This is a genomic window from Streptomyces sp. WG7 (assembly GCF_049975785.1).
Lineage (GTDB): Bacteria > Actinomycetota > Actinomycetes > Streptomycetales > Streptomycetaceae > Streptomyces.
This window is the reverse complement of record NZ_JBNGGE010000017.1, coordinates 110,948-132,149: the sequence shown is the minus strand read 5'-3', so window position 1 is coordinate 132,149 and position 21,202 is coordinate 110,948. Positions and strand designations below refer to the sequence as shown.

Annotated in this window: 18 protein-coding genes and 1 pseudogene; 12 read left to right on the top strand and 7 right to left on the bottom strand. The window is 71.0% G+C overall.

The genetic code is table 11. The annotated features are described in order from the left end of the window. Positions 1–25 precede the first annotated feature (25 nt). A complete protein-coding gene (locus tag ACP4J0_RS19395; protein WP_426599919.1) occupies positions 26–1,729 on the bottom strand; it encodes a SpoIIE family protein phosphatase in 1,704 nt (567 codons plus the stop codon). A gap of 381 nt (positions 1,730–2,110) precedes the next feature. Next, a complete protein-coding gene (locus tag ACP4J0_RS19390; protein WP_426599918.1) occupies positions 2,111–2,710 on the bottom strand; it encodes a TetR/AcrR family transcriptional regulator in 600 nt (199 codons plus the stop codon). Positions 2,711–2,826: 116 nt separating this feature from the next. Between ACP4J0_RS19390 and ACP4J0_RS19385 the strand changes: the two genes are divergently transcribed. Both ACP4J0_RS19385 and ACP4J0_RS19380 read left to right on the top strand, forming a co-directional pair. Beyond that, complete coding sequence (locus ACP4J0_RS19385; RefSeq protein WP_426599917.1) at positions 2,827–3,648, top strand: SDR family NAD(P)-dependent oxidoreductase; 822 nt, start codon at positions 2,827–2,829, stop codon at positions 3,646–3,648. 140 nt (positions 3,649–3,788) lie between these two features. Next, positions 3,789–4,025 (top strand): annotated as a pseudogene (locus tag ACP4J0_RS19380) (site-specific integrase); the annotation flags it as partial. A 167-nt stretch (positions 4,026–4,192) separates the two neighbouring features. On the opposite strand, the gene ACP4J0_RS19375 reads toward ACP4J0_RS19380, so the two are convergent. Then, on the bottom strand, positions 4,193–5,734 hold the full coding sequence (locus ACP4J0_RS19375; protein ID WP_426599916.1) for an IclR family transcriptional regulator: 1,542 nt from the start codon (positions 5,732–5,734) through the stop codon (positions 4,193–4,195). A gap of 317 nt (positions 5,735–6,051) precedes the next feature. On the opposite strand from ACP4J0_RS19375, the gene ACP4J0_RS19370 reads away from it, so the two are divergent. The 3 genes from ACP4J0_RS19370 to ACP4J0_RS19360 are packed head-to-tail and all read left to right on the top strand — an operon-like array spanning position 6,052 to position 9,053. Next, positions 6,052–7,347: an MFS transporter gene (locus ACP4J0_RS19370; RefSeq protein WP_426599915.1), complete on the top strand. Its 1,296-nt coding sequence runs from the start codon at positions 6,052–6,054 to the stop codon at positions 7,345–7,347. A gap of 33 nt (positions 7,348–7,380) precedes the next feature. Continuing rightward, positions 7,381–8,370 (top strand): hydroxyacid dehydrogenase, encoded by a 990-nt coding sequence (locus ACP4J0_RS19365; protein WP_426599914.1) that lies wholly within the window; start codon positions 7,381–7,383, stop codon positions 8,368–8,370. Between the two features lie 35 nt (positions 8,371–8,405). Next, positions 8,406–9,053 carry an RraA family protein gene (locus ACP4J0_RS19360; protein WP_426599913.1) on the top strand — a complete coding sequence of 216 codons (648 nt, stop codon included), beginning with the start codon at positions 8,406–8,408 and terminating at the stop codon, positions 9,051–9,053. A gap of 315 nt (positions 9,054–9,368) precedes the next feature. On the opposite strand, the gene ACP4J0_RS19355 is transcribed toward ACP4J0_RS19360, so the two are convergent. Beyond that, complete coding sequence (locus ACP4J0_RS19355) at positions 9,369–9,995, bottom strand: hypothetical protein (RefSeq protein ID WP_426599912.1); 627 nt, start codon at positions 9,993–9,995, stop codon at positions 9,369–9,371. Between the two features lie 340 nt (positions 9,996–10,335). Here ACP4J0_RS19355 and hemL point away from each other — a divergent pair, with 340 nt between their 5' ends. From hemL to ccsB, 7 genes are all read left to right on the top strand, one after another. Beyond that, the gene (gene hemL / locus ACP4J0_RS19350) at positions 10,336–11,652 is read left to right on the top strand and encodes a glutamate-1-semialdehyde 2,1-aminomutase (protein ID WP_426599911.1); all 1,317 of its coding nucleotides are present in this window, start codon (positions 10,336–10,338) and stop codon (positions 11,650–11,652) included. A 59-nt stretch (positions 11,653–11,711) separates the two neighbouring features. Beyond that, positions 11,712–12,425 (top strand): histidine phosphatase family protein, encoded by a 714-nt coding sequence (locus ACP4J0_RS19345; protein WP_426599935.1) that lies wholly within the window; start codon positions 11,712–11,714, stop codon positions 12,423–12,425. 303 nt (positions 12,426–12,728) lie between these two features. Then, positions 12,729–14,036, top strand: a complete 1,308-nt coding sequence (locus ACP4J0_RS19340; protein WP_426599910.1) for a hypothetical protein — start codon at positions 12,729–12,731, stop codon at positions 14,034–14,036. A 66-nt stretch (positions 14,037–14,102) separates the two neighbouring features. Beyond that, a complete protein-coding gene (locus ACP4J0_RS19335; protein ID WP_426599909.1) occupies positions 14,103–14,795 on the top strand; it encodes a TlpA family protein disulfide reductase in 693 nt (230 codons plus the stop codon). Between the two features lies 1 nt (position 14,796). Continuing rightward, positions 14,797–15,567, top strand: coding sequence for a cytochrome c biogenesis CcdA family protein (locus ACP4J0_RS19330; RefSeq protein ID WP_426599908.1), 771 nt, complete (start codon positions 14,797–14,799; stop codon positions 15,565–15,567). 3 nt (positions 15,568–15,570) lie between these two features. Further along, positions 15,571–17,352 carry a cytochrome c biogenesis protein ResB gene (gene resB, locus ACP4J0_RS19325; protein ID WP_426599907.1) on the top strand — a complete coding sequence of 594 codons (1,782 nt, stop codon included), beginning with the start codon at positions 15,571–15,573 and terminating at the stop codon, positions 17,350–17,352. Further along, complete coding sequence (gene ccsB / locus ACP4J0_RS19320; RefSeq protein WP_426599906.1) at positions 17,349–18,482, top strand: c-type cytochrome biogenesis protein CcsB; 1,134 nt, start codon at positions 17,349–17,351, stop codon at positions 18,480–18,482. The genes resB and ccsB overlap by 4 nt, the downstream gene beginning before the upstream one ends. Before the next feature lie 37 nt (positions 18,483–18,519). Here the strand turns inward: ccsB and ACP4J0_RS19315 are convergent, their stop codons facing one another. The 3 genes from ACP4J0_RS19315 to ACP4J0_RS19305 are packed head-to-tail and all read right to left on the bottom strand — an operon-like array spanning position 18,520 to position 21,202. Further along, positions 18,520–19,368, bottom strand: a complete 849-nt coding sequence (locus tag ACP4J0_RS19315; RefSeq protein ID WP_426599905.1) for an SAM-dependent methyltransferase — start codon at positions 19,366–19,368, stop codon at positions 18,520–18,522. Then, positions 19,365–20,399: a squalene/phytoene synthase family protein gene (locus tag ACP4J0_RS19310; RefSeq protein ID WP_426599904.1), complete on the bottom strand. Its 1,035-nt coding sequence runs from the start codon at positions 20,397–20,399 to the stop codon at positions 19,365–19,367. Before ACP4J0_RS19310 ends, ACP4J0_RS19315 begins: the two co-directional genes overlap by 4 nt. Next, positions 20,396–21,202 (bottom strand): class I SAM-dependent DNA methyltransferase, encoded by an 807-nt coding sequence (locus tag ACP4J0_RS19305; protein ID WP_426599903.1) that lies wholly within the window; start codon positions 21,200–21,202, stop codon positions 20,396–20,398. Before ACP4J0_RS19305 ends, ACP4J0_RS19310 begins: the two co-directional genes overlap by 4 nt.

Sequence of the window (21,202 nt, the reverse complement as noted above, 5' to 3'; positions counted from 1 at the left end):
CACGTCCCGTGTCGTGGCGGTGGCCTCAAGACCGGGGCAGCCGCAGGGCGAGCAGCGCCACGTCGTCGGTGCTGCCGGGCGGTGTACGGGAGAGCAGCTCGTCGCAGAACGTGTCCAGCGGTTCGCCGGCCAGCGCGAGGGCATGACGGCGCAGTCGGCCGAGTCCGGTGTCCAGGTCACTGCCGGGGACTTCGACCAGGCCGTCGGTGTAGAGCAGGAGAGTGGAGCGGGGTGGCAGGGGCTCGGTTCCGTCGGGCCTGGGATCCCCGGTCTCCAGGCCGGCGCCGAGGAGGAGCCCCTGTCCGGCCTCCAGATAGCGCGCCTGCCCGTCCTGGGTCAGCAGCAGGGGCGGCGGATGACCGGCGCTGGACCACCGCAGGGTCCATGGACCGGTGTCCGGGCCTTCGACGCGGGCCAGGACGAGGGTGGCCATGGTGACGGTGGTGATGGCGGGCATGGCGATGCCGAGCCGGTCGACGACGGCGCCGGGAGAACCGGCGTGGTCCCACGCCAGCGAACGCAGGATGCCGTGCAGCTGGGCCATGCCGGCGGCGGCGGTCAGATCGTGCCCCACGACATCGCCGATGACCAGGGCCATCGCGCCGTCCTGTTGCTCGAAGGCGTCGTACCAGTCGCCCCCGACCTGGGAACCCGCCGGGGCCGGCTGATAGCGCGCGGCCAGCCGCAGCCGGCCGTGCCGGGGCAGCGGAGCGAGCAGGTTGCGCTGCATGGCCTCGGCGACCGCGCGCTGACGGCCGAAGCGGCGGGCGTTGTCGATGACCAGCCCCACCCGTTGGCCGATGTCGCCCACGATCCTCAGATCAGCGTCGTCGAACGGGTGGTCGGGACTGAGGCGCGCCAGCGTCAGGGCGCCGGCGACCCGGCGGGAGGTTCCCAGCGGTACGGAGATGGCGGACGTCGCTCGAACCGCCCGCAGGAAGCCGTTGTGGACCGCGGCCAGTGGAGAGGCGGGCGGAGCACTCGCCTCTGACGGGCTCTGCAGTACGGGCTCGCCCCCGCGCAGCACCTGGACCAGCGGAGAGGAGGCGGCCTCACCGGCCGGGGGGAGACGCCCGCGCCAGTCCTCCTGGCCGGTGTCCCGCCCCTCCGGGCCGGTCACCGCGACCCGGTGGACCTGATCGGCGCCGACCAGGAGATCAACCGCGGCCCAGTCGGCGAGCCGGGGTACCAGGAGCCGGTTGAGCCGGGTGAGGGCCTCGTCGGTCTCCAGGGTCTGGCCGAGAACATCGGTGATCTCCGCCACCAGGGTCAGTCGTCCGGTGAGGTCCTCCAGGGCGCTCGTGTAGGCGACACGCTCCTGACGCGCGGTGCGGTCACTGGTGGTGTCGGTGAGCAGTACGGTCATGCCCCGGACCGGTCCTCCGGACGGCAGGGGAGAAGCGGACCAGGACAGCGAGATCCGGCGGCCGTCGCCCCGCAGGCAGGTCTCGCTCTCCCCGCTCGCCGCGGTTCCCTCGGCCAGTGTCCGCAACAGTGCGCAGCTCTCACGCGGGATCGTGCCGCCGTCCGCATCCCGGTGCAGCAGGTCGTGGATGTCCCTGCCGCGCATCGTCGCCGCGGTATGGCCCAGCAGCCGCTCGGCGGCCGGATTGACCATGAGGATCCGTCCGGTCGGGTCCACCATGGTCACGGCGACTTCCAGTTGCTCGACGACCTGCTGCCAGAAACCCGGCCCGTCCCCCGCTCCGCGACTCACACCGTCCGTCATGCTGCCCCTCCAACCCGTGACACGGTCGCGAGCGGGATCGCGGGCGCGCCGTCGAACCCGGAAAACACCAGTACACCGATGGTCTCCCGCCGAGACGCGGGCCGCATCGTCGGCACGTGGAGCGGCGCGCGGAACGGCGCCGGCCCGAGGCGGTGGGACGGCGCCTCGGGCCGTGGCCCGGCGGGCGGCCTTCGGGCCCTGTTCGCCGCACTGGGATGCTCATGAGTGTGTCGGTTCGCCACACGGCACAGCGTTCACGGCCCGGCGAGGAGGTGCAGGCGACCGACTGCCGGCCGTGCACCGCTTCCGCCACGTCTCCGGTTCGGATGCCTCCGGCTCCTCCGGGCGTCGTCCCCGCACCCAGCCGGCCACTCCCGTTCTTCAGGGGCCGAAGGCTCTGAGTGTCGCGTCAACGAGCGAATCCGCGTACGCGGTCGTCAGCGGACCGCTACGGTGCAGCCACCTCAGGAAGAGCGGCGCGTAGAGCATCTCGAGCACCAGGTCGAGGTCGGCGTCAGGGGCGAGCTGGCCCGCCTTCTGGGCGCTGCGCAGGCGTGCCTTCTTCGCCTCGTCCAGCGGCCCGGCCAGCTTCGCGCGGTACTCGGCTGCCAGCGCGGCGTCATTGGCGATTTCGGTGTTCAGGGCGCGGATCAGCTTGTCGAAGGAGGGGTCGGCGAACTCCTCGACCGTGGCGCGCATGACGAGCCCCAGGTCGGCTCGGAGGTCGCCGGTGTCCGGCAGCGTGACCGACTGCCCGTCCGCATCCTCGCTCAGAGCCAGAAGGGCGGCGACGACGACCGCGCTTTTCGACGGCCACCGCCGATAGATCGTCTGCTTGCCGACGCCGGCGCGCGCGGCGATGGCTTCGAGCGTGACCTTCTCGTACGGCTCTTCGGCGACCAGGGCGCGGGCAGCCGCGAGGATCGCCTGCCGGGACCGCTCCTTGCGCCGGGAATGGTCCGGCCCTCTCTCCGTGGACATGCGGCCAGCCTACCCAGGAAAGGAAACGAGACGAACCGTATTGCTGTGATTGCTCCGATGCTCTACGGTCCTAACGAACCGAGACGGCTCGTTTTACTTACTTGAGGTGACGCATCATGACGGGCACAAGGGTCTGGCTCATCACCGGCGCATCCCGTGGCCTGGGGCGCGCTTTCACCGTGGCCGCCCTGGCAGGTGGCGACCGCGTGGTGGCTGCCGCCCGTGACATCGGGCCCCTGGAGGAACTGGCCGAGGAGTACCCCGACCACCTGGTCCCGCTGCCCTTGGACGTGGCCGACCGCAGGGTGGTGTTCGACGCGGTGGAGCACGCGGCGGCCGCCTTCGGCAGGCTGGACGTCGTTGTCAACAACGCGGGAGCGATGCTCTACGGCATGGTGGAGGAGGCCACGGAGGAGCAGATCCGGGCCCATATGGACGTGAACTTCTTCGGCGCCGTGTGGGTGGCTCAGGCGGTCCTTCCGTACCTGCGTGCCCAGGGCGGTGGGCGGCTTCTTCAGGTCACCTCGATGGGCAGCGGCGGCGGCATGGCCACGGTCGGCTACTACGGCGCGGGCAAGGCGGCACTGGACTCGGTGAGCGAGGCACTCGCGATGGAGGTCGAAGGGTTCGGCATCAAGGTCACCATCGTGCAGATGGGCGGCTACAACACCGGCCTGTTCACCGCCGGCACCATGAACACCGAACCCCTGCCCCCTTACCAGCGGCTGCGCACCGAGATGGAGGCGATGTGGGGCGACGCCGTCGCCCCGGAGCCGGACACCGCCGCCCCGGTCATCATGCAGCTGGCGGCACTGCCGAACCCGCCCCGACGGCTGATTGTGGGCAGCCAGTCCTTCGACCATGTCCTGGAGATGGACCGGGCCCGAACGGATCTGTACCGGTCCTGGGAGGACCTCAGCCGCGTCGCTCCAGGCTGACCGGGCCTGCCCTGCGGCGGGCGGTGACTCTCACACCTCGTGGAACGCGACCTCCGGTCGGTCGACTGGGTGGCGAAGGCGCCGGTCATCATGGACGGGCGCCCGTCCAGACCCGCTTCGGCGAACGGGATGGGGGAGTGGGGGAGAGCGTCAAGGCGCTCTCCGAGTACCTCGGCCACTCGGATCCCGGCTTCACGCTCCGGACGTACACGCACCTGCTGCCGTCCAGTGAGACCCGCACCCGCAAGGCGGTCGACCACGCCTGCACAGAGGCGGAGGGCAACGGCGACCCGCCCGCCGCCGAGGGCACATCAGTGACCTCGGCCGAACCGATGTGTCCACCATGTGCCCTGGTCGCCCGACGGGCCGGCGCATGACCGGGGTGGGACCGAGAGCTTCTCGCACCTTTCCTGTAGCGGCCCCTGGCTCAACGCGACCCCGGCAAGAGCCGAACGACACCCCCTGACCGGCGTCGTCGGCATCGGTGCGGCCCACTCCCCAGTGCAAGGGCTTCGGCGGGACACCGTAACGGGCGGAGCATCGGTCATACCGACAGCAGCTGTGTGATCGACAGGGCCGCGGCGGAAAGCCGGGTTCTCACTGCGTCGACGTCGATCTCATCGGCCCGGTGGCGCGGGACGGTGGCCGTGATGGAGCCGGCCACGGTGTGCTGGGCGAAGTACGGCACGGCGATGCCGTAGCCGTCCGGGATGCGTTCACCGTCGCCGACGGCCCAGCCGCGGTCGCGTACCTGGGCCAAGTCCTTCCTGATCGTGGTGCGATGCAGTGGCGTGCGGTCGGTGTATGTGACCAGCGGAAGGCCGGAGAGGGTGTCGTCGGGCAGGAAGGCGAGGATGGCTTTGCCCGCGGCGCCCGCGGCGAGAGGGACGTCCGATCCGGTGGGCAGGTCGTAGTGGATCGGTTTGCTGCCCGGTACCACGGCGGTCATGCGTGCCGTCCGGGTGGCCGGGTCGTATTCGGCAAGGCCGATGGTCTCTCCGGTCTGCTGTGCCAGGTCCCGCAGCGCTGGGAAGACGATCGGGGTGATGGAGTGGAGCGGACCGAGTGCGGCTGCCCAGCGCAGTAGCAGCGGCCCTGCCACGGCGTGCTCCTCGTGGGTGGTGGCGAGCCCCGTGGCGAGTGCGGTGTCGAGGAGCCGGGCGGCGGTCGCGGGGTTCCCTTGCAGTACGCGTGCCAGCGCCCGTCCTCCCGAGGGCAGAGGCGCTGAAGCGGTGAGCGCGGAGATCAAGCGCTCGATGCGAGCAGTGGCCGAACCGCCGTCCTCGGCGGGACTCGGGCTGGTGGGGGTCGCTCGGCCGTGTTCCGGTGTCGGCCGGGACGCTGGTGAGGCCAGGCTGCCGACCTTGAGGGCGGTTTCGCGGACGAGGGGGGCGAAGCGTTCAAGGTCGGCGTGACGGGTCTCGTGCCGGGGGCGGGTCGCGGAAATGGCTCCCAGCAGGCCCGCCGCGTGGAACGGGGCGGCGACTCCGGCGGCCGGGGCGACGTGTTGTCCGATGCTGATCGTCACACCGTCCTCGCGCGCCTGGTGCAGGAGTCGCTCCAGTTCCGCGACGTCGGTGACGGTGTCCGGCGTGTGCGCGACCAGGTCGAGGCGGGCGAGGACGTCGGGGCCCAGCTCGGCGAGCATGGCACGGCCGGCCGCGCCGGCGTGCAGGGGGATCACCGCACCGGGGTCGAGCCGGTAGCGGACGGGACCGTCCGGAATCGCGGACAGGGCGACGAAGCCCTCCGTGCGAACGGGGTCGTACAGGGACAGCAGGATGGTGGCGTCGCAGGCCCGGGCGAGTTCCTCGGCCAGTGGACGGGCCTGGCCGAGCAGCGGGTGCGAGCGGTGGAGCCGGTCCGCGAGGACGCGCAGCCGGGGTCCGCGGACGTAGGTGGCGTTCACCGTCTGCGTCGCCAGATCGCGCTCGGCGAGCGCGTGGAGGGTCCGGTGGACCGTGCTGCGGCTGAGGCCGAGCTCTTCGGCCAGCTCGCGCACGCCCCAGGGCAGCTCCGGTGGCCGACGGGTGAGGGCGTCGAGGGTGGCGACGATGCGGTCGTTGACGGCCGATTTGCTGCTCACAGTGACCACCGCCAGGCGTGACTCATCGGTTCACTCCGCAGTGACGCGAGCATGCGCGGACGCTCCATCCTCCGCCTTCCCCCTGCCGTTTCTCACCTGGTCGGCCACTGTACGTGGCGCCTCTCGACGCGGGTGCCCCGCTGCTGTCGCCGGTCGGTCGCGGTCGCTGCCGGTGCCGTCCGCGCCCCGAGCGGGACGCTTCCGAGGGTTGACAGCAGGCGAAGACCGGCCAGACACTCACCGAACAGTTTACAGGACGCTGTCCCATTTTTTGCACAGCGAGGTGCGAGATGTCAGTCCCCACGGACACTGCAGCGGTGACCCCCGTCACCGACGAACGCCGCCGCAAAGCCAAGAAGGCCACCGCCGTGGCCGCCTTCGGTACGTTCATCGAGTACTACGACTTCAGCGTCTACGGCTATGTCGCCGCGACCCTGTCGATCGTCTTCTTCCCCAGCGACAACCCGACCGTCAGCCTGCTCAACACCTTCCTGGTGTTCGGCTCGGCCTTCGTCGTCCGCCCGCTGGGCGCCCTGTTCTTCGGCCGGCTCGGCGACCGCGCAGGCCGCCGGGTCAGCCTGGTGGCGAGCATCGGCCTCATGAGCCTGGCCGCTGCCCTGACCGGCCTGCTGCCCGGCTACGCCACCATCGGCGTGGCCGCCCCCATCCTGCTGGTCATCCTCCGCATGCTCCAGGGCTTCTCCACCGGAGGCGAGATCGGCGGCGCCGCCAGCTACATCCGGGAATGGGCGCCCCAGGACCGGCGCTCGCTGTACATCTCGTTCATCCCCGGCGTGGGAGTGTTCGGCAAGGCGTGCGCGGCGGGCATGGCCGCGCTGGCCGCCTCCCTCGTACCGGAAGACTCCATGGAGGCGTGGGGCTGGCGCCTGCCCTTCCTCCTCGCGGTGCCACTGGGCCTGCTCTGCCTCTACCTGCGCCTCAAGATCGAGGACACTCCCGAGTTCCGCGACACAGACGTCACCGAGCGCACCAACCGCAAGCCGCTCAAGGAGCTGATGGCCGACCACCGCGGGCCGCTGACCAAGGTCATGGCGATCTCCACCGTGCAGAACGTCGGCACCTACGTCGGCACCGTCTTCGTGGCGTCCTACCTGAGTACCGTCCTGGACTTCAGCGAAGGCCAGGCCGCGACCATCGTGCTGCTCGCCGTGCTCACGGCCGCCGTGTTCATCCCCCTGTGCGGACAGCTCGGCTCACGGCTGGGCGGCAAGCGCGTCCTGATCGTCTCCTACCTCGCCTACATCGCCCTCACCATCCCGTCGTTCCTGCTCATGGGCAGGGGATCGGTGGGCCTGGCCATCGCCGGCCTGGTCCTCGGCATGGTCCCGTACGCCCTGTGCCAGGCAGGCACCTACACGGTGATGCCGGAGTTCTTCCCCGTCCAGGTGCGCAACACAGGCGTCGCCTTCGGCCACAGCATCGGTGCCGTCATCGGTGGCGGAGCCGGCCCCTACGTCAGCACCTGGCTCATCGACGCCACCGGCAGCACCCTCGTGCCCGCCTACATCCTCGTCGTCTTCGGCTTGTTCGGCCTCGCCCTCGCCCTCGGCGCGGTACGCCACAGCAGCTCGGCCGACCACCTCTACGCCTGACCAACCCCATCTGATCGAACGGACCGGACACCCATGTCGTCCTTCTACGTCTCCGACCCCATCCACCCCCGCGTCCTGGACGAACTGCACACGATGGGCCAGGTCCACCTCGGCTACGGCCCCACCGCCACTGCCTACACAGCCGTCCAGGACAGCGTCGAAGCGGTCATGCTGCGCGCCGAGCGGTTCACCGCCGACAAGATCCAGGCATCCAGCCGTCTGAAGATCATCGCCCGGCACGGGGTGGGCACCGACAACGTCGACATCCAGGCGGCCACCGACGCCGGCGTGTGGGTCACCGTCACGCCCGGCAGCAACGCCCGTTCCGTCGCAGAGCACGTCTTCGCGCTCACTCTGGCTCTCGCCCGGCGCATCCCGGCCGCCACGGCGGGTACCGCCGCCGGCCAGTGGGCCGCCGTCAAACCCGCGCTCACCGGGTTCGAACTGCAGGGCCGCACACTGGGCCTGCTCGGCTTCGGCCGCATCGCCTCGCTGACCGCCGGCATCGCCCGCGGCTTCGGCATGCCTGTTCTCGTCTCCGACCCCTACGTCGCCCCGGACACCGTGGAGCAGCACGGCGCCCGGCTCGTCCCCTTCGGCGACCTCATCGCCCAGAGCGACGTGCTGAGCCTGCACGCCCCTCTCACCGCGGCGACCGAGCACATCATCGACGCCGAAGCCCTCGCCCGGATGCGCCCGGGAACCGTACTGATCAACACCGCCCGCGGCGGACTCGTCGATGAGACCGCCGTTCTGGCGGGGCTCGAGTCCGGCCGCCTGGGCGGCGCGGCCCTCGATGTCCTGGGCGGCGAGTCGACCGACATGCAGGACCCCCTCCCGCACAGTCCGGAACTCGCGGCCCGTCTCGGCGGCCTGGACAACCTGATCGTCACCCCGCACATCGCCGGGCAGACCAGCCAGTCGCTGCTGGCCGCGGGCACCCAGGCCCTCGCCTGCATCCAGCAGGCCCTCGCGGGCCAGGACCCGGAGCACGCCGTCAACACCGTCAGCACCGCAGCCTGATCCCCGCCCCTCACCTTCCCGGAGACGAGAACGCCTTGTTCATCAACGCCTCGACCGACAACATCGACATCGCCCCCGACTGGGAACGCGCCGACCTGGAAGAGGTGAAAAGGCTCGCCCGATACCCGGTGGCGCTCGTCGGCGACGTGCAGGCCCGTATGGGCATCATGGCCGCGGCCATCCGCCCTGTGACCCCCGCACCGCGACTGGCCGGCACCGTCCTGCCCGTCCTCGCCCGCGAGGGCGACAACCTCGCCATCCACCGGGCCCTGGACGACGCCCGCCCGGGCGACGTCCTCGTCGTCAACGCCAACGCCGAGATCAACCGCGCCGTGTTCGGTGACCTCCTCGGCGAGATCTGTCTCGCCAGGAGCGTCACCGGCATCGTCATCGACGGAGCCGTCCGCGACGTCGACGAACTCGCCGGCCAGGGACTCGCCGTCTACGCCCGCGGTATCTCCCCCGCCGGCCCCTGGAAGAACGGACCCGGCCGCATCGGCTTCCCCATCGCATGCGGCAACGTCGTCTGCAACCCCGGCGACGCCGTCCTCGGCGACAGCGACGGCATCGTCGTCATCCCTCGACGTGATCTCACCGCCGTCGTCGAACGGACCCTGGCCCAGGAACGGACCGAGCAGAAGATGCGCGAGGCCATCAACGCAGCTGCCGAGCTCGCCCGCTGACCCGGCCTGCGCCGGACTCCTGCACCACGCGTCGGTCTGCCCGGATCTCACCGCACCGTGGTCCTGGCGTGACGCGTGCAGTGCGGGAACCGGGGATGGACGGCACATGAGGGTGCCGTCCATCCCCGGCAGACCGCTCACCGCCACGGCGTGGATAGTGCGGCGGCACACCCGCCCGGCAGGACACACCTGTGCCCCCGGCCGAACCAATGTGCCCTCAAAGTGCCCCGGCCACCCGACGGCCCCTCCGGCACACGACGAGGGCGGAGCCCGAAAGCCCCGCCCGAAACCCGCGAAACCCCAGGTCAGACAAGCTCAGGGCCACACCAGGCAATACGGCTGATGCCCCGCCTCATGCAGCCGGTGTGAGAAGTCCTGCCACTCGTGCAGCAACTGGTACACGTTGAACGCGTCCCTCGGACCGCCCCGGTCCGGCACCGTCGACCAGATGAAGGCCGCCGCGCCGACCGCCTCCTCGCCGATGCCGCGCAGGGGGTCGACGACGGTCATGGGGAGTTTCACGACCGCGTAGTCGGGGTGCAGGACGACCAGTTCCAGGGGTGGGACCTTGTGCAGGGGTACGCCCTCGATGCCGGTGAGGACCATGGCGGCCATGGTCTCCGGCTTGATCTTGGTGAACATGCCGTTCATCCCGAGCTCGTCGCCGCCGAGCTCCTCGGGGCGCATCGAGATCGGGACGCGGGCCGCGGTCGCGCCGTCGGGCGCGCCGAAGTACTTGTAGGTCACCCCCACCCGACCACCATTCCTGCTCCCCGCCCCCAGCCGGTCGGCGCGTCGGCCGAGCCCGTCGGACTCGCTCGGTGTGCCGTGTGTCTGACGTGCTTCGGTCGCTTCCTCCGCCTCGCGTCGGTGCCTTCCCCGCCGGGCACGTCGAGGACCCAGGTCGTCGGTCCCCTCGCCCAGTCCGCCACCGCGATGCATATCTCCACCCGACTGCTTTTCTAGGACGCGTGGCCCCCGCCGCGCAACCCGATCATCGTGTCAGTGACCTCCCCCACGGCCGCTCGCCGAAACGTGCGGTGAAACATATGTCCGTCATATGTCCGCAGGACGCCGGCAGCCCCTCTCCGCGCCGCCCGCTTGAGCTGCGTGGATGGGCTCCAGTCTGGCAGACGGCGCAGCGGTCGGGCGGGTTGTCTACCCTGATGAGGTCACCCTGGGCAACCGGAGGCCGAGCGGGGCCCGAGTGGGGCCCGGGCAGGGTCCGCGCAAGGGTCCGATACGTCGGAGAAGGTCGAGAAGGTCGGAGAAGTCGCAGGTCATGAGCGAACTGGCATATCCATACGAAGCACCGGCCTCGCAGGCTCTGTTCGACCGTGCGGCGGCCGTCACGCCGGGCGGCGTGAACTCTCCGGTGCGGGCCTTCCGGGCCGTGGGCGGAACGCCCCGGTTCATGGTGTCCGGCACCGGGCCGTACCTGACCGACGCCGACGGCCGGGAGTACGTCGACCTCGTCTGCTCCTGGGGGCCGATGATCCTCGGGCACGCCCACCCCGAGGTGATCGCCGCCGTGCAGGACGCGGTCGCGCGCGGGACGTCGTTCGGCACGCCCGCCGAGGGCGAGGTCGCGCTCGCGGAGGCGATGGTCGAGCGGGTCGCCCCGCTGGAGCAGGTGCGGCTGGTGTCCAGCGGGACCGAGGCCACCATGTCGGCCATCCGGCTCGCCCGCGGGTTCACGCGGCGCACCAAGGTGATCAAGTTCGCCGGCTGCTACCACGGTCACGTCGACTCGCTGCTCGCCGCCGCCGGCTCCGGCGTCGCCACCTTCGCGCTGCCCGACACCCCCGGCGTCACCGGCGCGCAGGCGAGCGACACGATCGTCCTGCCGTACAACGACATCGACGCCGTGCACGCCGCCTTCGCCGCCCACCCCGGCGAGATCGCCTGCGTGATCACGGAGGCCTCGCCCGGCAACATGGGCGTCGTGCCACCGCTGCCCGGGTTCAACCAGGGGCTGAAGGACGCCTGCGTGGCCAACGGCGCGCTGTTCGTCTCCGACGAGGTCATGACCGGGTTCCGGACCAGCCGTGCCGGGTGGTACGGGGTCGAGGGCGTCGTCCCCGACCTGATGACCTTCGGCAAGGTCATGGGTGGCGGGTTCCCCGCCGCCGCGTTCGGCGGGCGCGCCGACGTCATGGCGCACCTGGCCCCGGCCGGGCCCGTCTACCAGGCCGGCACCCTCTCCGGGAACCCGGTCGCCACCGCCGCCGGTCTCGCCCAGCTGCGGCTCCTCGACGATGCCGCGTACGAGACCGTCGACGCCGTGTCCGCGCGGATCCAGGGCCTCGTCACCGAGGCGCTGAGCAAGGAGGGCGTCGCGCACACGCTGCAGACCGCCTCCAACATGTTCTCCGTCTTCTTCACGGACGGGCCCGTGCGCAACTACGAGGACGCGAAGGCGCAGGAGTCCTTCCGCTTCACCGCCTTCTTCCACTCGCTGCTGGAGAACGGCGTCTACCTGCCGCCGTCCTCCTTCGAGTCCTGGTTCGTCTCCACCGCGCACGACGAGCGCGCCGTCCAGCGCATCGCCGACGCCCTTCCCGCGGCGGCCCGCGCGGCGGCGGAGGCGACCGCGTGAGCGCCGGGGAGAAGAAGGACGCGGAGAAGGACGCGGAGAAGGGTGAGGTGAAGGACGAGATGAAGGGTGAGACGGAGGACGGCGCGAAGGCCGGGGCGAAGGACGACATCACCGTCGTCCACGTGATGCGGCACGGAGAGGTGGAGAACCCCTCCGGCGTCCTCTACGGCCGCCTGCCCGGCTACCACCTCTCCGACCTGGGCCGGCGCATGGCCGACCGGGTCGCCGAGCACCTCGCCCCCCGTGACGTGACGTACGTCGTGGCCTCCCCGCTGGAGCGGGCGCAGGAGACGGCGACGCCGATCGCGAAGGCGCACGGACTCGACCTCGCCACCGACACGCGGCTCATCGAGGCCGGCAACGTCTTCCAGGGCAAGACCTTCGGCATCGGCGACGGCGCGCTGCGCCGGCCCGCCAACTGGAGGCACGTGGTCAACCCGTTCAAGCCGTCCTGGGGAGAGCCGTACGTCGACCAGGTCGTGCGGATGATGGGCGCGCTGGACGCGGCCAGGGACCGGGCCCGCGGGCACGAGGCCGTGGTCGTCAGCCATCAGCTGCCGATCTGGATCCTGCGGTCGTACGTCGAGCGGCGGCGACTGTGGCACGACCCGCGCAAGCGGCAGTGCACGCTGGCGTCGCTGACGACGTTCACGTACCAGGGAGACCGGATCGTCTCCGTCGGCTACACCGAGCCCGCCCGCGACCTCGTCCCGGCCCACCTCCTCGCGGGGGCCAAGCCGGTCAAGGGGCAGGGCAAGGCCTACGGGGCCTGAAGGCCCCCGCGGATCGCCGGGGCCTGAAGGCCCCCGCGGATCGACGCCCCCCCGTGGGTCGACGCCCCCCTGTGGGTCGGCGGCCCCCGGTGGGTCGACGGCCCACCCCACACGGCCGCCGGGTTCGGCCGACGCCCGCCCGCTGCACACCGCCCCGCCCGCCGCATCCCGTCCGTCCCGTACGGCCGCACAACCGGCCGTACGGGACACCCGTTACGGAATCCGCACGAATTTCCGGAACCCGCACGTTCGTCCCGTCCTCTGACCGAGTGACCACCAGAGGACGCGACGAACGAGGTTGCGATGCGCACTTCCCCCCGCACTCTCACCCGCAGGGGCATGCTCGGACTCGGCGCGGGCGCCGCGGCCGCGGCAGGGCTCGCGGGCTGCGGTTCCGGCTCCGGCACATCGCCGGGCGGCTCCCGCCGGGCCGGCGGTTCCGGACAGCCCTCGCCTTCCGGCAGTGACAAGGCCCCCGCGAAGCCCATCGGCGACGGCTCCACGTCGTACACCGGCAAGCAGCCCCACCAGCCGGACGCGCCCGTGCCGCTGGAGCCCGGTCAGACCCCGCCGCAGTTCGTCGTCTTCTCCTGGGACGGCGCGGGGGAGGTCGGCAACGGTCTCTTCCCGCGCTTCCTCGACCTCGCCCGGGAGCACGGCGCGCACATGACCTTCTTCCTCTCGGGCCTGTATCTGCTGCCCGAGTCGAAGAAGCGCCTCTACGACCCGCCGAACAACCCGCGCGGCGCCTCCGACATCGGCTACCTCACCGACGCCCACATCAAGGACACCCTCGCGGGGGTGCGCCGGGCCTGGCTGGACGGCCACGAGATCGGCACCCACTTCAACGGCCACTTCTGCGGCGGCAGCGGCACGGTCGGCAACTGGACGCCGGCGCAGTGGCGCAGCGAGATCGACCAGGCGAAGTCCTTCGTGAAGGAGTGGCGGACCAACACCGGCTGGACCGACCTGCCGTCGCTGCCCTTCGACTACGACAAGGAGCTCGTCGGGGGGCGTACGCCCTGCCTGCTCGGCCAGGACAACCTGCTGCCCACCGCCCGCGAGCTCGGCTGGCGCTACGACGCCTCCTCGCCCGGCGGCCGCCAGGTGTGGCCGGCGAAGAAGGACGGGATCTGGGACCTGCCGTTGCAGCAGATACCTTTCCCCGGACACTCCTTCGAGGTGCTGTCCATGGACTACAACATCCTCGCCAACCAGTCGGTCAACTCGACCAAGGCGCCCGCGCACAACTACCCGGGCTGGCGCGAACAGGCCACCCAGGCGTACATATCGGGATTCAAGCGGGCGTACGAGTCGAACCGGGCGCCCTTCTTCATCGGCAACCACTTCGAGGAGTGGAACGGCGGCATCTACATGGACGCCGTCGAGAACACCCTCGAGCACATCGCGCGGGAGAAGGAGAAGGGGAGCGGCCAGGACATCAGGCTCGTCTCCTTCCGCCAGTTCACCGACTGGCTGGACGTGCAGAAGCCCGAGGTGCTCGCCAAACTCCGTACCGTCGAGGTGGGGCAGCGGCCGGCCGGCGGCTGGAACGCCTTTCTCAAGGAGACCGGTGCGAGCGCCTCGACACCCCCCGGGAACGCCGCCTGAAATGCGGGTTTCCGCCCGTGAGGGGGGCGCGCAAGATCCCCGGAACGGACATGCGAAACTTTTCACATGAGTGCCGCCAGCAGCGCCCCCCTGCGCTCGAACCGCTCGAACCGCGCCCGCACCACCGCCCGCGCCCGTCGCCGTGTCGCCCTGACCACGGGCGCCGCCGCGGTCGCGCTGTTCGTGTCCGCGTGCGGTTCCGGAGGGACGTCCGGCGGAGGCGGCCAGACGGGCTTCGTCACCGGCGCGGACGGCATCTCCACCGCCGACAAGGGTGAGCGGGCCGACGCCCCCGACCTGTCCGGCGAGACGGTCGACGGGGGGCACCTGGACGTCGACGACTACAAGGGCAAGGTCGTCGTGCTCAACGTGTGGGGTTCCTGGTGCCCGCCCTGCCGCGCCGAGGCCAAGAACTTCGAGAAGGTCTATCAGGACGTCAAGGACCAGGGCGTCCAGTTCGTCGGCATCAACACCCGCGACACCTCCACCGGCCCGGCGAAGGCCTTCGAGGAGGAGTTCGGGGTCAGCTACCCGAGCCTGTACGACCCGACCGGCAAGCTGATGCTCCGCTTCGAGAAGGGCACCCTCAACCCGCAGGCCATCCCCTCCACGCTCATCATCGACCGGGAGGGGAAGGTCGCGGCGCGCACCCTCCAGGCGCTGAGCGAGGAGAAGCTCCGCAAGATGCTCGACCCGTTCCTCACGGGCGAGTCGGGCGGGTCCGGCGGGTCCGGCGAGTCCGGCGAGTCGGAGAAGTGACGTGAGCGCACTGTCCACGCTCGCCGTGGCGGGCACCAACGGCACGGTGCTCAACGGCGCCCTGCTGGTGGCCCTGCCCATCGCGTTGCTCGGCGGCCTCGTCTCCTTCTTCTCGCCCTGCGTCCTGCCGCTCGTCCCCGGCTACCTCTCCTACGTGACCGGGGTCACCGGCACCGATCTGGCCGAGGCCCGGCGCGGCCGGATGGTCGCGGGCGCGTCGCTCTTCGTCCTCGGGTTCACCGCCGTGTTCGTCTCCAGCGGTGCGCTGTTCGGTTACTTCGGCCAGACGCTCCAGGAGAACCAGGGCGTCCTGACCAAGGTGCTGGGCGTGCTCATGATCCTCATGGGCGTCTTCTTCATGGGTTTGCTGCCCTGGTTCACCCAGCGCGAGTTCCGCTTCCACAAGAAGCCCGTGAACGGCCTGATCGGCGCCCCCGTGCTGGGCGCGCTGTTCGGCATCGGCTGGACGCCCTGCATCGGCCCGACCCTCGCCTCCGTGCTGGCGCTCTCCGCCGACCAGGGAACGGCCGGCCGCGGCGCCGTACTGACCGTCGCCTACTGCGTCGGCCTCGGCCTGCCCTTCGTGCTCGCCGCGGTCGCCTTCCGCAAGGCGCTCGGCGCCTTCGGCTGGATCAAGCGCCACTATGTGTGGGTGATGCGGATCGGCGGCGTCATGATGATCGCGACCGGACTGCTGCTGCTGACCGGCGTGTGGGACAGCATCGTGCAGGACATGCAGACCTGGTCCAACGGCTTCACTGTAGGGATCTGACCGATGAGCAAGACCACCACGGGCAAGACCCCGACGGACACCCTGGCGACCGGCGAGGACCAGGACCTCGGCGCCGCCGGCTCCCAGCTCTCCACCGCCCCCAAGGAGGAGGCCCCCAGCCTCCCCTCCTTGGGCGTCGTCGGCTGGGCCCGCTGGTTCTGGCGGCAGCTCACCTCGATGCGGGTGGCGCTGCTGCTGCTCCTGCTGCTGTCGCTGGGCGCGATCCCCGGCTCGCTGATCCCGCAGAGCGGCGTCGACGAGGTGAAGGTCGAGGAGTTCCGCGAGAACCACGACCTCCTCGGGCCCCTCTACGACAAGCTCGGCCTCTTCCACGTCTACAGCTCGGTGTGGTTCTCCGCGATCTACATCCTGCTGTTCGTCTCCCTCATCGGCTGCATCGTCCCGCGCACCTGGCAGTTCGTCGGCCAGCTGCGCGGCCGGCCGCCCGGCGCCCCCCGGCGCCTGACCCGGCTGCCCGCGTACACCACCTGGCGCACCGGGGCCGAGCCCGAGCAGGTCCGCGAGGCCGCGCTCGCGCTGCTGAAGAAGCGCCGCTTCCGCGCCCACACCGTCGGCGACGCCGTCGCCGCCGAGAAGGGCTACGTGCGCGAGGCCGGCAACCTGCTCTTCCACATCGCGCTGATCGTGATGCTGATCGCCTTCGCCTGGGGCCAGCTGTTCAAGTACGAGGGCAACAAGCTGATCGTGGAGGGCGACGGCTTCTCCAACACGCTCACCCAGTACGACGACTTCAAGTCCGGCAACCTCTTCGACCCGGACCACGACCTCGCCCCCTTCAGCTTCACCCTGAAGGACTTCCACGGCACCTACGAGCCGACCGGCCCGAACCGCGGCACCCCGCGCATCTACGAGGCCACGGTCGACTACGCCGAAGGCGCCTACGGCAAGGACAAGGCGACCACCATCAAGGTCAACGAGCCGCTGGAGATCGACGGCTCGAAGGTCTACCTCGTCAGCCACGGCTACGCGCCCGTCCTCACCGTCAGGGACGCCAGGGGCAAGGTCGTCATGGACAAGGAGGCGACCGCCCTGCTGCCGCTGGACTCCAACGTCACCTCCTCCGGCGCCGTCATGGTCCGGGACGGCTACCGCAACGCCGAGGGCGAGCGGGAACAGCTCGGCTTCAACGCCTTCTTCCTGCCGACCTACGGCGGCGAGGGCAGCACGATGCTCTCGACGTTCCCGGCGTTGGTGAACCCGATGCTCGCGCTCTCCGCCTACCACGGCGACCTCGGCGTCGACGCGGGCTTCTCGAAGAGCATCTACCAGCTCGACAAGACCAACCTGGAGGAGTTCAAGGACTCCGACGGCGAGCTGTTCAAGAAGCAGCTCAAGGTCGGCGAGACCATGACGCTCCCGAACGGCGCGGGGACGGTCACCTTCGAGGGCGTCCAGGAGTGGGCCGGCTTCCAGGTCACCCAGCAGCCCGCCAGCGGCTGGGCGCTCGCCGGTGCCGTCGCCGCCATCCTCGGCCTCGCCGGCTCCCTGTTCATCCAGCGCCGCCGCGTCTGGGTGCGGGCCGTCAAGGGCGCCGACGGTGTCACGGTCGTCGAGATGGCCGGCCTCGGACGCAGCGAGTCCGCGAAGGTCCCCGAGGAGCTCGGCGACCTCGCCGGGATCCTGTACGAGCGGGCCCCCGACGCACCGGGCGACGCGCCAGACGCGCCAGACGTGCCCGACGCACCTGACGCGCCGAAGAACGACGACGAAACCCCCGATTCCCCCGACACCCACGTCGTACCTGCCGAAGGGGCTGAGAAGTGACTCTCGCCGCCGCAACCGAGCTGGCCGCCGCGACCAACGAGAACCTCGCGAACACCAGCAACACGCTGATCTACTCCGCGATGGCGGTCTACACGCTGGCCTTCCTCGCGTACATCGCCGAGTGGACCTTCGGCAGCCGCAGCAAGGTCGGCCGCACCGCCGCCGCGCTCACCGCGAACGGTGAGGCGAAGGCGAAGACCGCCCCGGCCGTCACCGTGAACAAGGCCGGCGGCACCGCCGTACTGGAGCGGCCGAAGGTCGTCGTCCGTGCCGCGACCGGCACCCGCGACGTGCCCGACGGGCCGGGAGCGCACGGCGGCACCGAGAAGGGCGACCTCTACGGCCGGATCGCCATCTCGCTCACCGTGCTCGCCTTCGCGATCGAGGCCGGCGGCGTGCTCACCCGCGCCCTGTCGGTGCAGCGGGCGCCGTGGGGCAACATGTACGAGTTCAACATCACGTTCACGACGGTCGCCGTCGGCGTGTACCTCCTGCTGCTGGCCCTGAAGAAGAACGTCCGCTGGCTCGGCCTCCCCCTGATCACCACGGTCCTCCTCGACCTCGGTATCGCCGTCAAGGTCCTCTACACCGCCAGCGACCAGCTGGTGCCCGCGCTCCAGTCGTACTGGCTGTACATCCACGTCTCCACGGCGATCTTCTGCGGCGCGGTGTTCTACGTCGGCGCGGTCGCCACGATCATGTACCTGTTCAAGGACAGCTTCGAGAACAAGCTCGCGAACGGCGGCACCCCCGGCCGCTTCGCCAGCTCGGTCCTGGACCGGCTGCCCGCCGCCGCCTCGCTCGACAAGTTCGCCTACCGCGTCAACGCCGCCGTCTTCCCGCTGTGGACGTTCACGATCATCGCGGGCGCGATCTGGGCGGGCGACGCCTGGGGCCGCTACTGGGGCTGGGACCCCAAGGAGACCTGGTCGTTCATCACCTGGGTCGCCTACGCCGGCTACCTGCACGCCCGCGCCACCGCCGGCTGGAAGGGCCGCAAGGCCGCCTACCTGGCGCTGGCCGCCTTCGCCTGCTGGCTGTTCAACTACTACGGCGTCAACATCTTCGTCTCCGGCAAGCACTCCTACGCGGACGTGGGCCTGGGCGCCCTCCAGTCCGTGGGCTTCTGAACCGGGCGGCATCCGAGGCCGGTCTCCCCGACGTGTGTCAGGGGGCCGGCCTCGGTCGTGCCCGGGCGGTGATCAGGACGTAGCCGAGGTGCTCGTCGGCCTCGGCCACCTGCTCCATGACCGGGGCGATCCGCTCGACGGCGTCGGGTCCGTAGGTGTCGGCCAGTACCGGGCGGCGGCTGTCGAACTCCCGCCGGGTCCGGGGGCCGCTGTGGCACGTGTTCCGGCCGAGGTCCTCGACTTCGAGGATGTCGAACCCGGCCGCGGTGAGGAGTCCGAGGAGTCGTCGCCGGGTGCTGAGGTGCACGGAGGGTACGTCGTCCATCCAGCCCCCGCCCTCGGGCTCACCGTCCCCGGGCGGCAGGACCATGTCCACCAGGGCCAGCAGGCCGCCGGGGCGCAGGCAGCGGGCCGCTTCGGCGAACGCCGCCGCCTTGCCCTCGGCGAGGGTGTCGGGCAGGTGGGAGACGACCTCCATCATCAGGACGCGGTCGAAGGAGTCCGCCGGGAGGGGCAGTTGCCTGGCGTCACCGGTCTCGAAGGAGATCCGGTCCGGGGCCGTCGCGCCCGCCGCCAGTCGCCGCGCGGCGGCCACCTGGCCGGGGGTGGCGTCGACGCCCGTGACGGAGCACCCCGTCTCCTCGGCCAGGAGCACCGCCGGCTGGCCCGCGCCGGACCCGATGTCGAGCAGGGCGTGGTCCGGGCCGAGCCCAAGCCGTCGTCCGGCCGTCCGGGTGAGGCGGTCGGCGGCCTCGGCGTACGTGGCGGGGTCCCCGGCGCCGGTGAAGTAGCCCTTGTGCATGGCCCGGGTGCCCAGCACCGCGTGCGCCAGCCCGGCGTGGGAGTCGTAGTAGTCCCCGATGGTGTCCAGCTGGTCCGGCATCATGACGGGCGGTTCCCTTCCGGGGTGTGCGTGCGGCCCGCCGTGTTCCCGGGGGACGTGAAGCGGCGGCCGGCCGCCCTGCGGGCGTAGCCGAGGGTGAGGCTGGCGCCCGAGGAGGTCATGCAGGCCAGCCGCCCTCGGAGGGCGGGGGCGTGGAAGACGTCGTGGCGGGAGTGGGCGACCTGGCGCAGGATGTACCCGGCCATGCGCACGTACTGCCGGGGCAGCTCCCGGGCGCCGGCGTCCGCCCAGCGCCACCAGTCGGCGGCTCTGTCCAGGTAGCCACGCGCGCGTTCGGCCTCGAAGCGTGCCAGGTCGCGCAGTCCGTCGGTCATGCGGCGGTCCCGGGCCGCCGCCTCCAGCTCGGCGCGGTCGATCCCGAACGCCCGGAGGTCGGCGAGGGGGAGGAAGAGCCGGCCGTCCGCGAGGTCCTCGCGGAGGTCGCGGAGGTTGTCCGTGAGCTGGAGGCCGAGGATGGCGGCCATGGCGTGTTCCTTGGCCTCCTCGCTGTGGTGGGCGCGGGGGCCGAGCAGCGCGTTGAGCCACAGGTTGTACTCGCCGCCGGTCCTGCGGATGTGCCGCTCCAGATCCGGGAACGAGGCGTATTCGGTGACGTGCAGATCGGCGGCGATGCTCGTCGCGGCCAGCTGGACGGAGCTGCGGGGGATGTCCCAGACGCGGGTGAAGTGCGCGAAGGCGCGGGCGGAGGTCCGGCCGAGGTCGTCCTGGCGTGACTGCGGCGGGCCGGTCCAGGGGTCCTCCCCGTCCAGGAGGGCGAACAGGTCGCGGAGGTAGGCGTCGTAGCGGGTGACGCGCTCCGCGACCGGCACACGGGCGTCGTCGATGAGGGTGTCGACGTGGATGGAGAACGTGAGCACCGCGTCCCAGTAGGGGCGTCTTCCGGGAGGCAGCAGCTGCCGGAGCAGGAAGTAGTGCTTCACGAAGTTGCGCCGGAGGAAGGACTCGCACGCCGCGTAGGCGCGGCGGAGCTCCGGGTCGCCCAGGTTCGCCGCCCGGATGTCGGCGGCGGTCATCCGGTGCCCCGGGTGAGGGTCCAGGTGTCGTACAGCGTGTGCGGGCCGGAGGGTGCGGACGTGTAGTTGTCGTGGACCTCGGCCTCGGTGAAGCCGTGCTCGGCGGCCAGACGGCGGACGGTGTCGTGCGGCAGCTTGTAGAAGCGGTGCAGGTCCCGCGTGCGGACCCAGGAGTCCCCGGTGCCGTTCTCGTCCCGGTGGAACTGGCTGTAGGCCATGTCGTAGTGGGCGTCGCCGGCCGCCGTGGTGAACGTCCAGATGTAGGAGGTGTCCTCCATCTCCAGCGCCATGACGCGCGGTGCGGACGGGTCGAAGAGCTTGGTGAAGAACCCCTGGCCGTAGACGTCGAAGACGAACGTCCCGCCGGGCGGGAGCAAGCGGGCCACGGCGGCGAGGGTGGCGTCGATCCGCCGCTCCGAGAGGTAGTTGAACCCGCCGGCGGCGCTGATGACGGCGTCGAACCCGCCGATGTCGTCCGGGATCTCCGGCAGTTCGGACCGGATCAGGACGGTGTCCTCGCCCAGCCGCCGCCTGGCCTGTTCCAGCATCGCCGGTGACCGGTCGAGACCGGTCATGGCGTAGCCGCGCCGGGTGAGTTCGGCGAGCATCAGGCCGGTACCGCAGCACAGTTCCAGCACCCGGTGCACCGGGCCGGGCTTGGTTTTCCAGAACGCCTGGAGGAAATCGGCCATGTGGCCGCGCGCGGATTCCTGCTGTTCGGTGACGGCCCATTCGGCCAGCCGGTCGTACGACGCCGCGAGATTGGCGTAGGGATCGGGGTGGGTGAGCGCCTCGATGCTCAT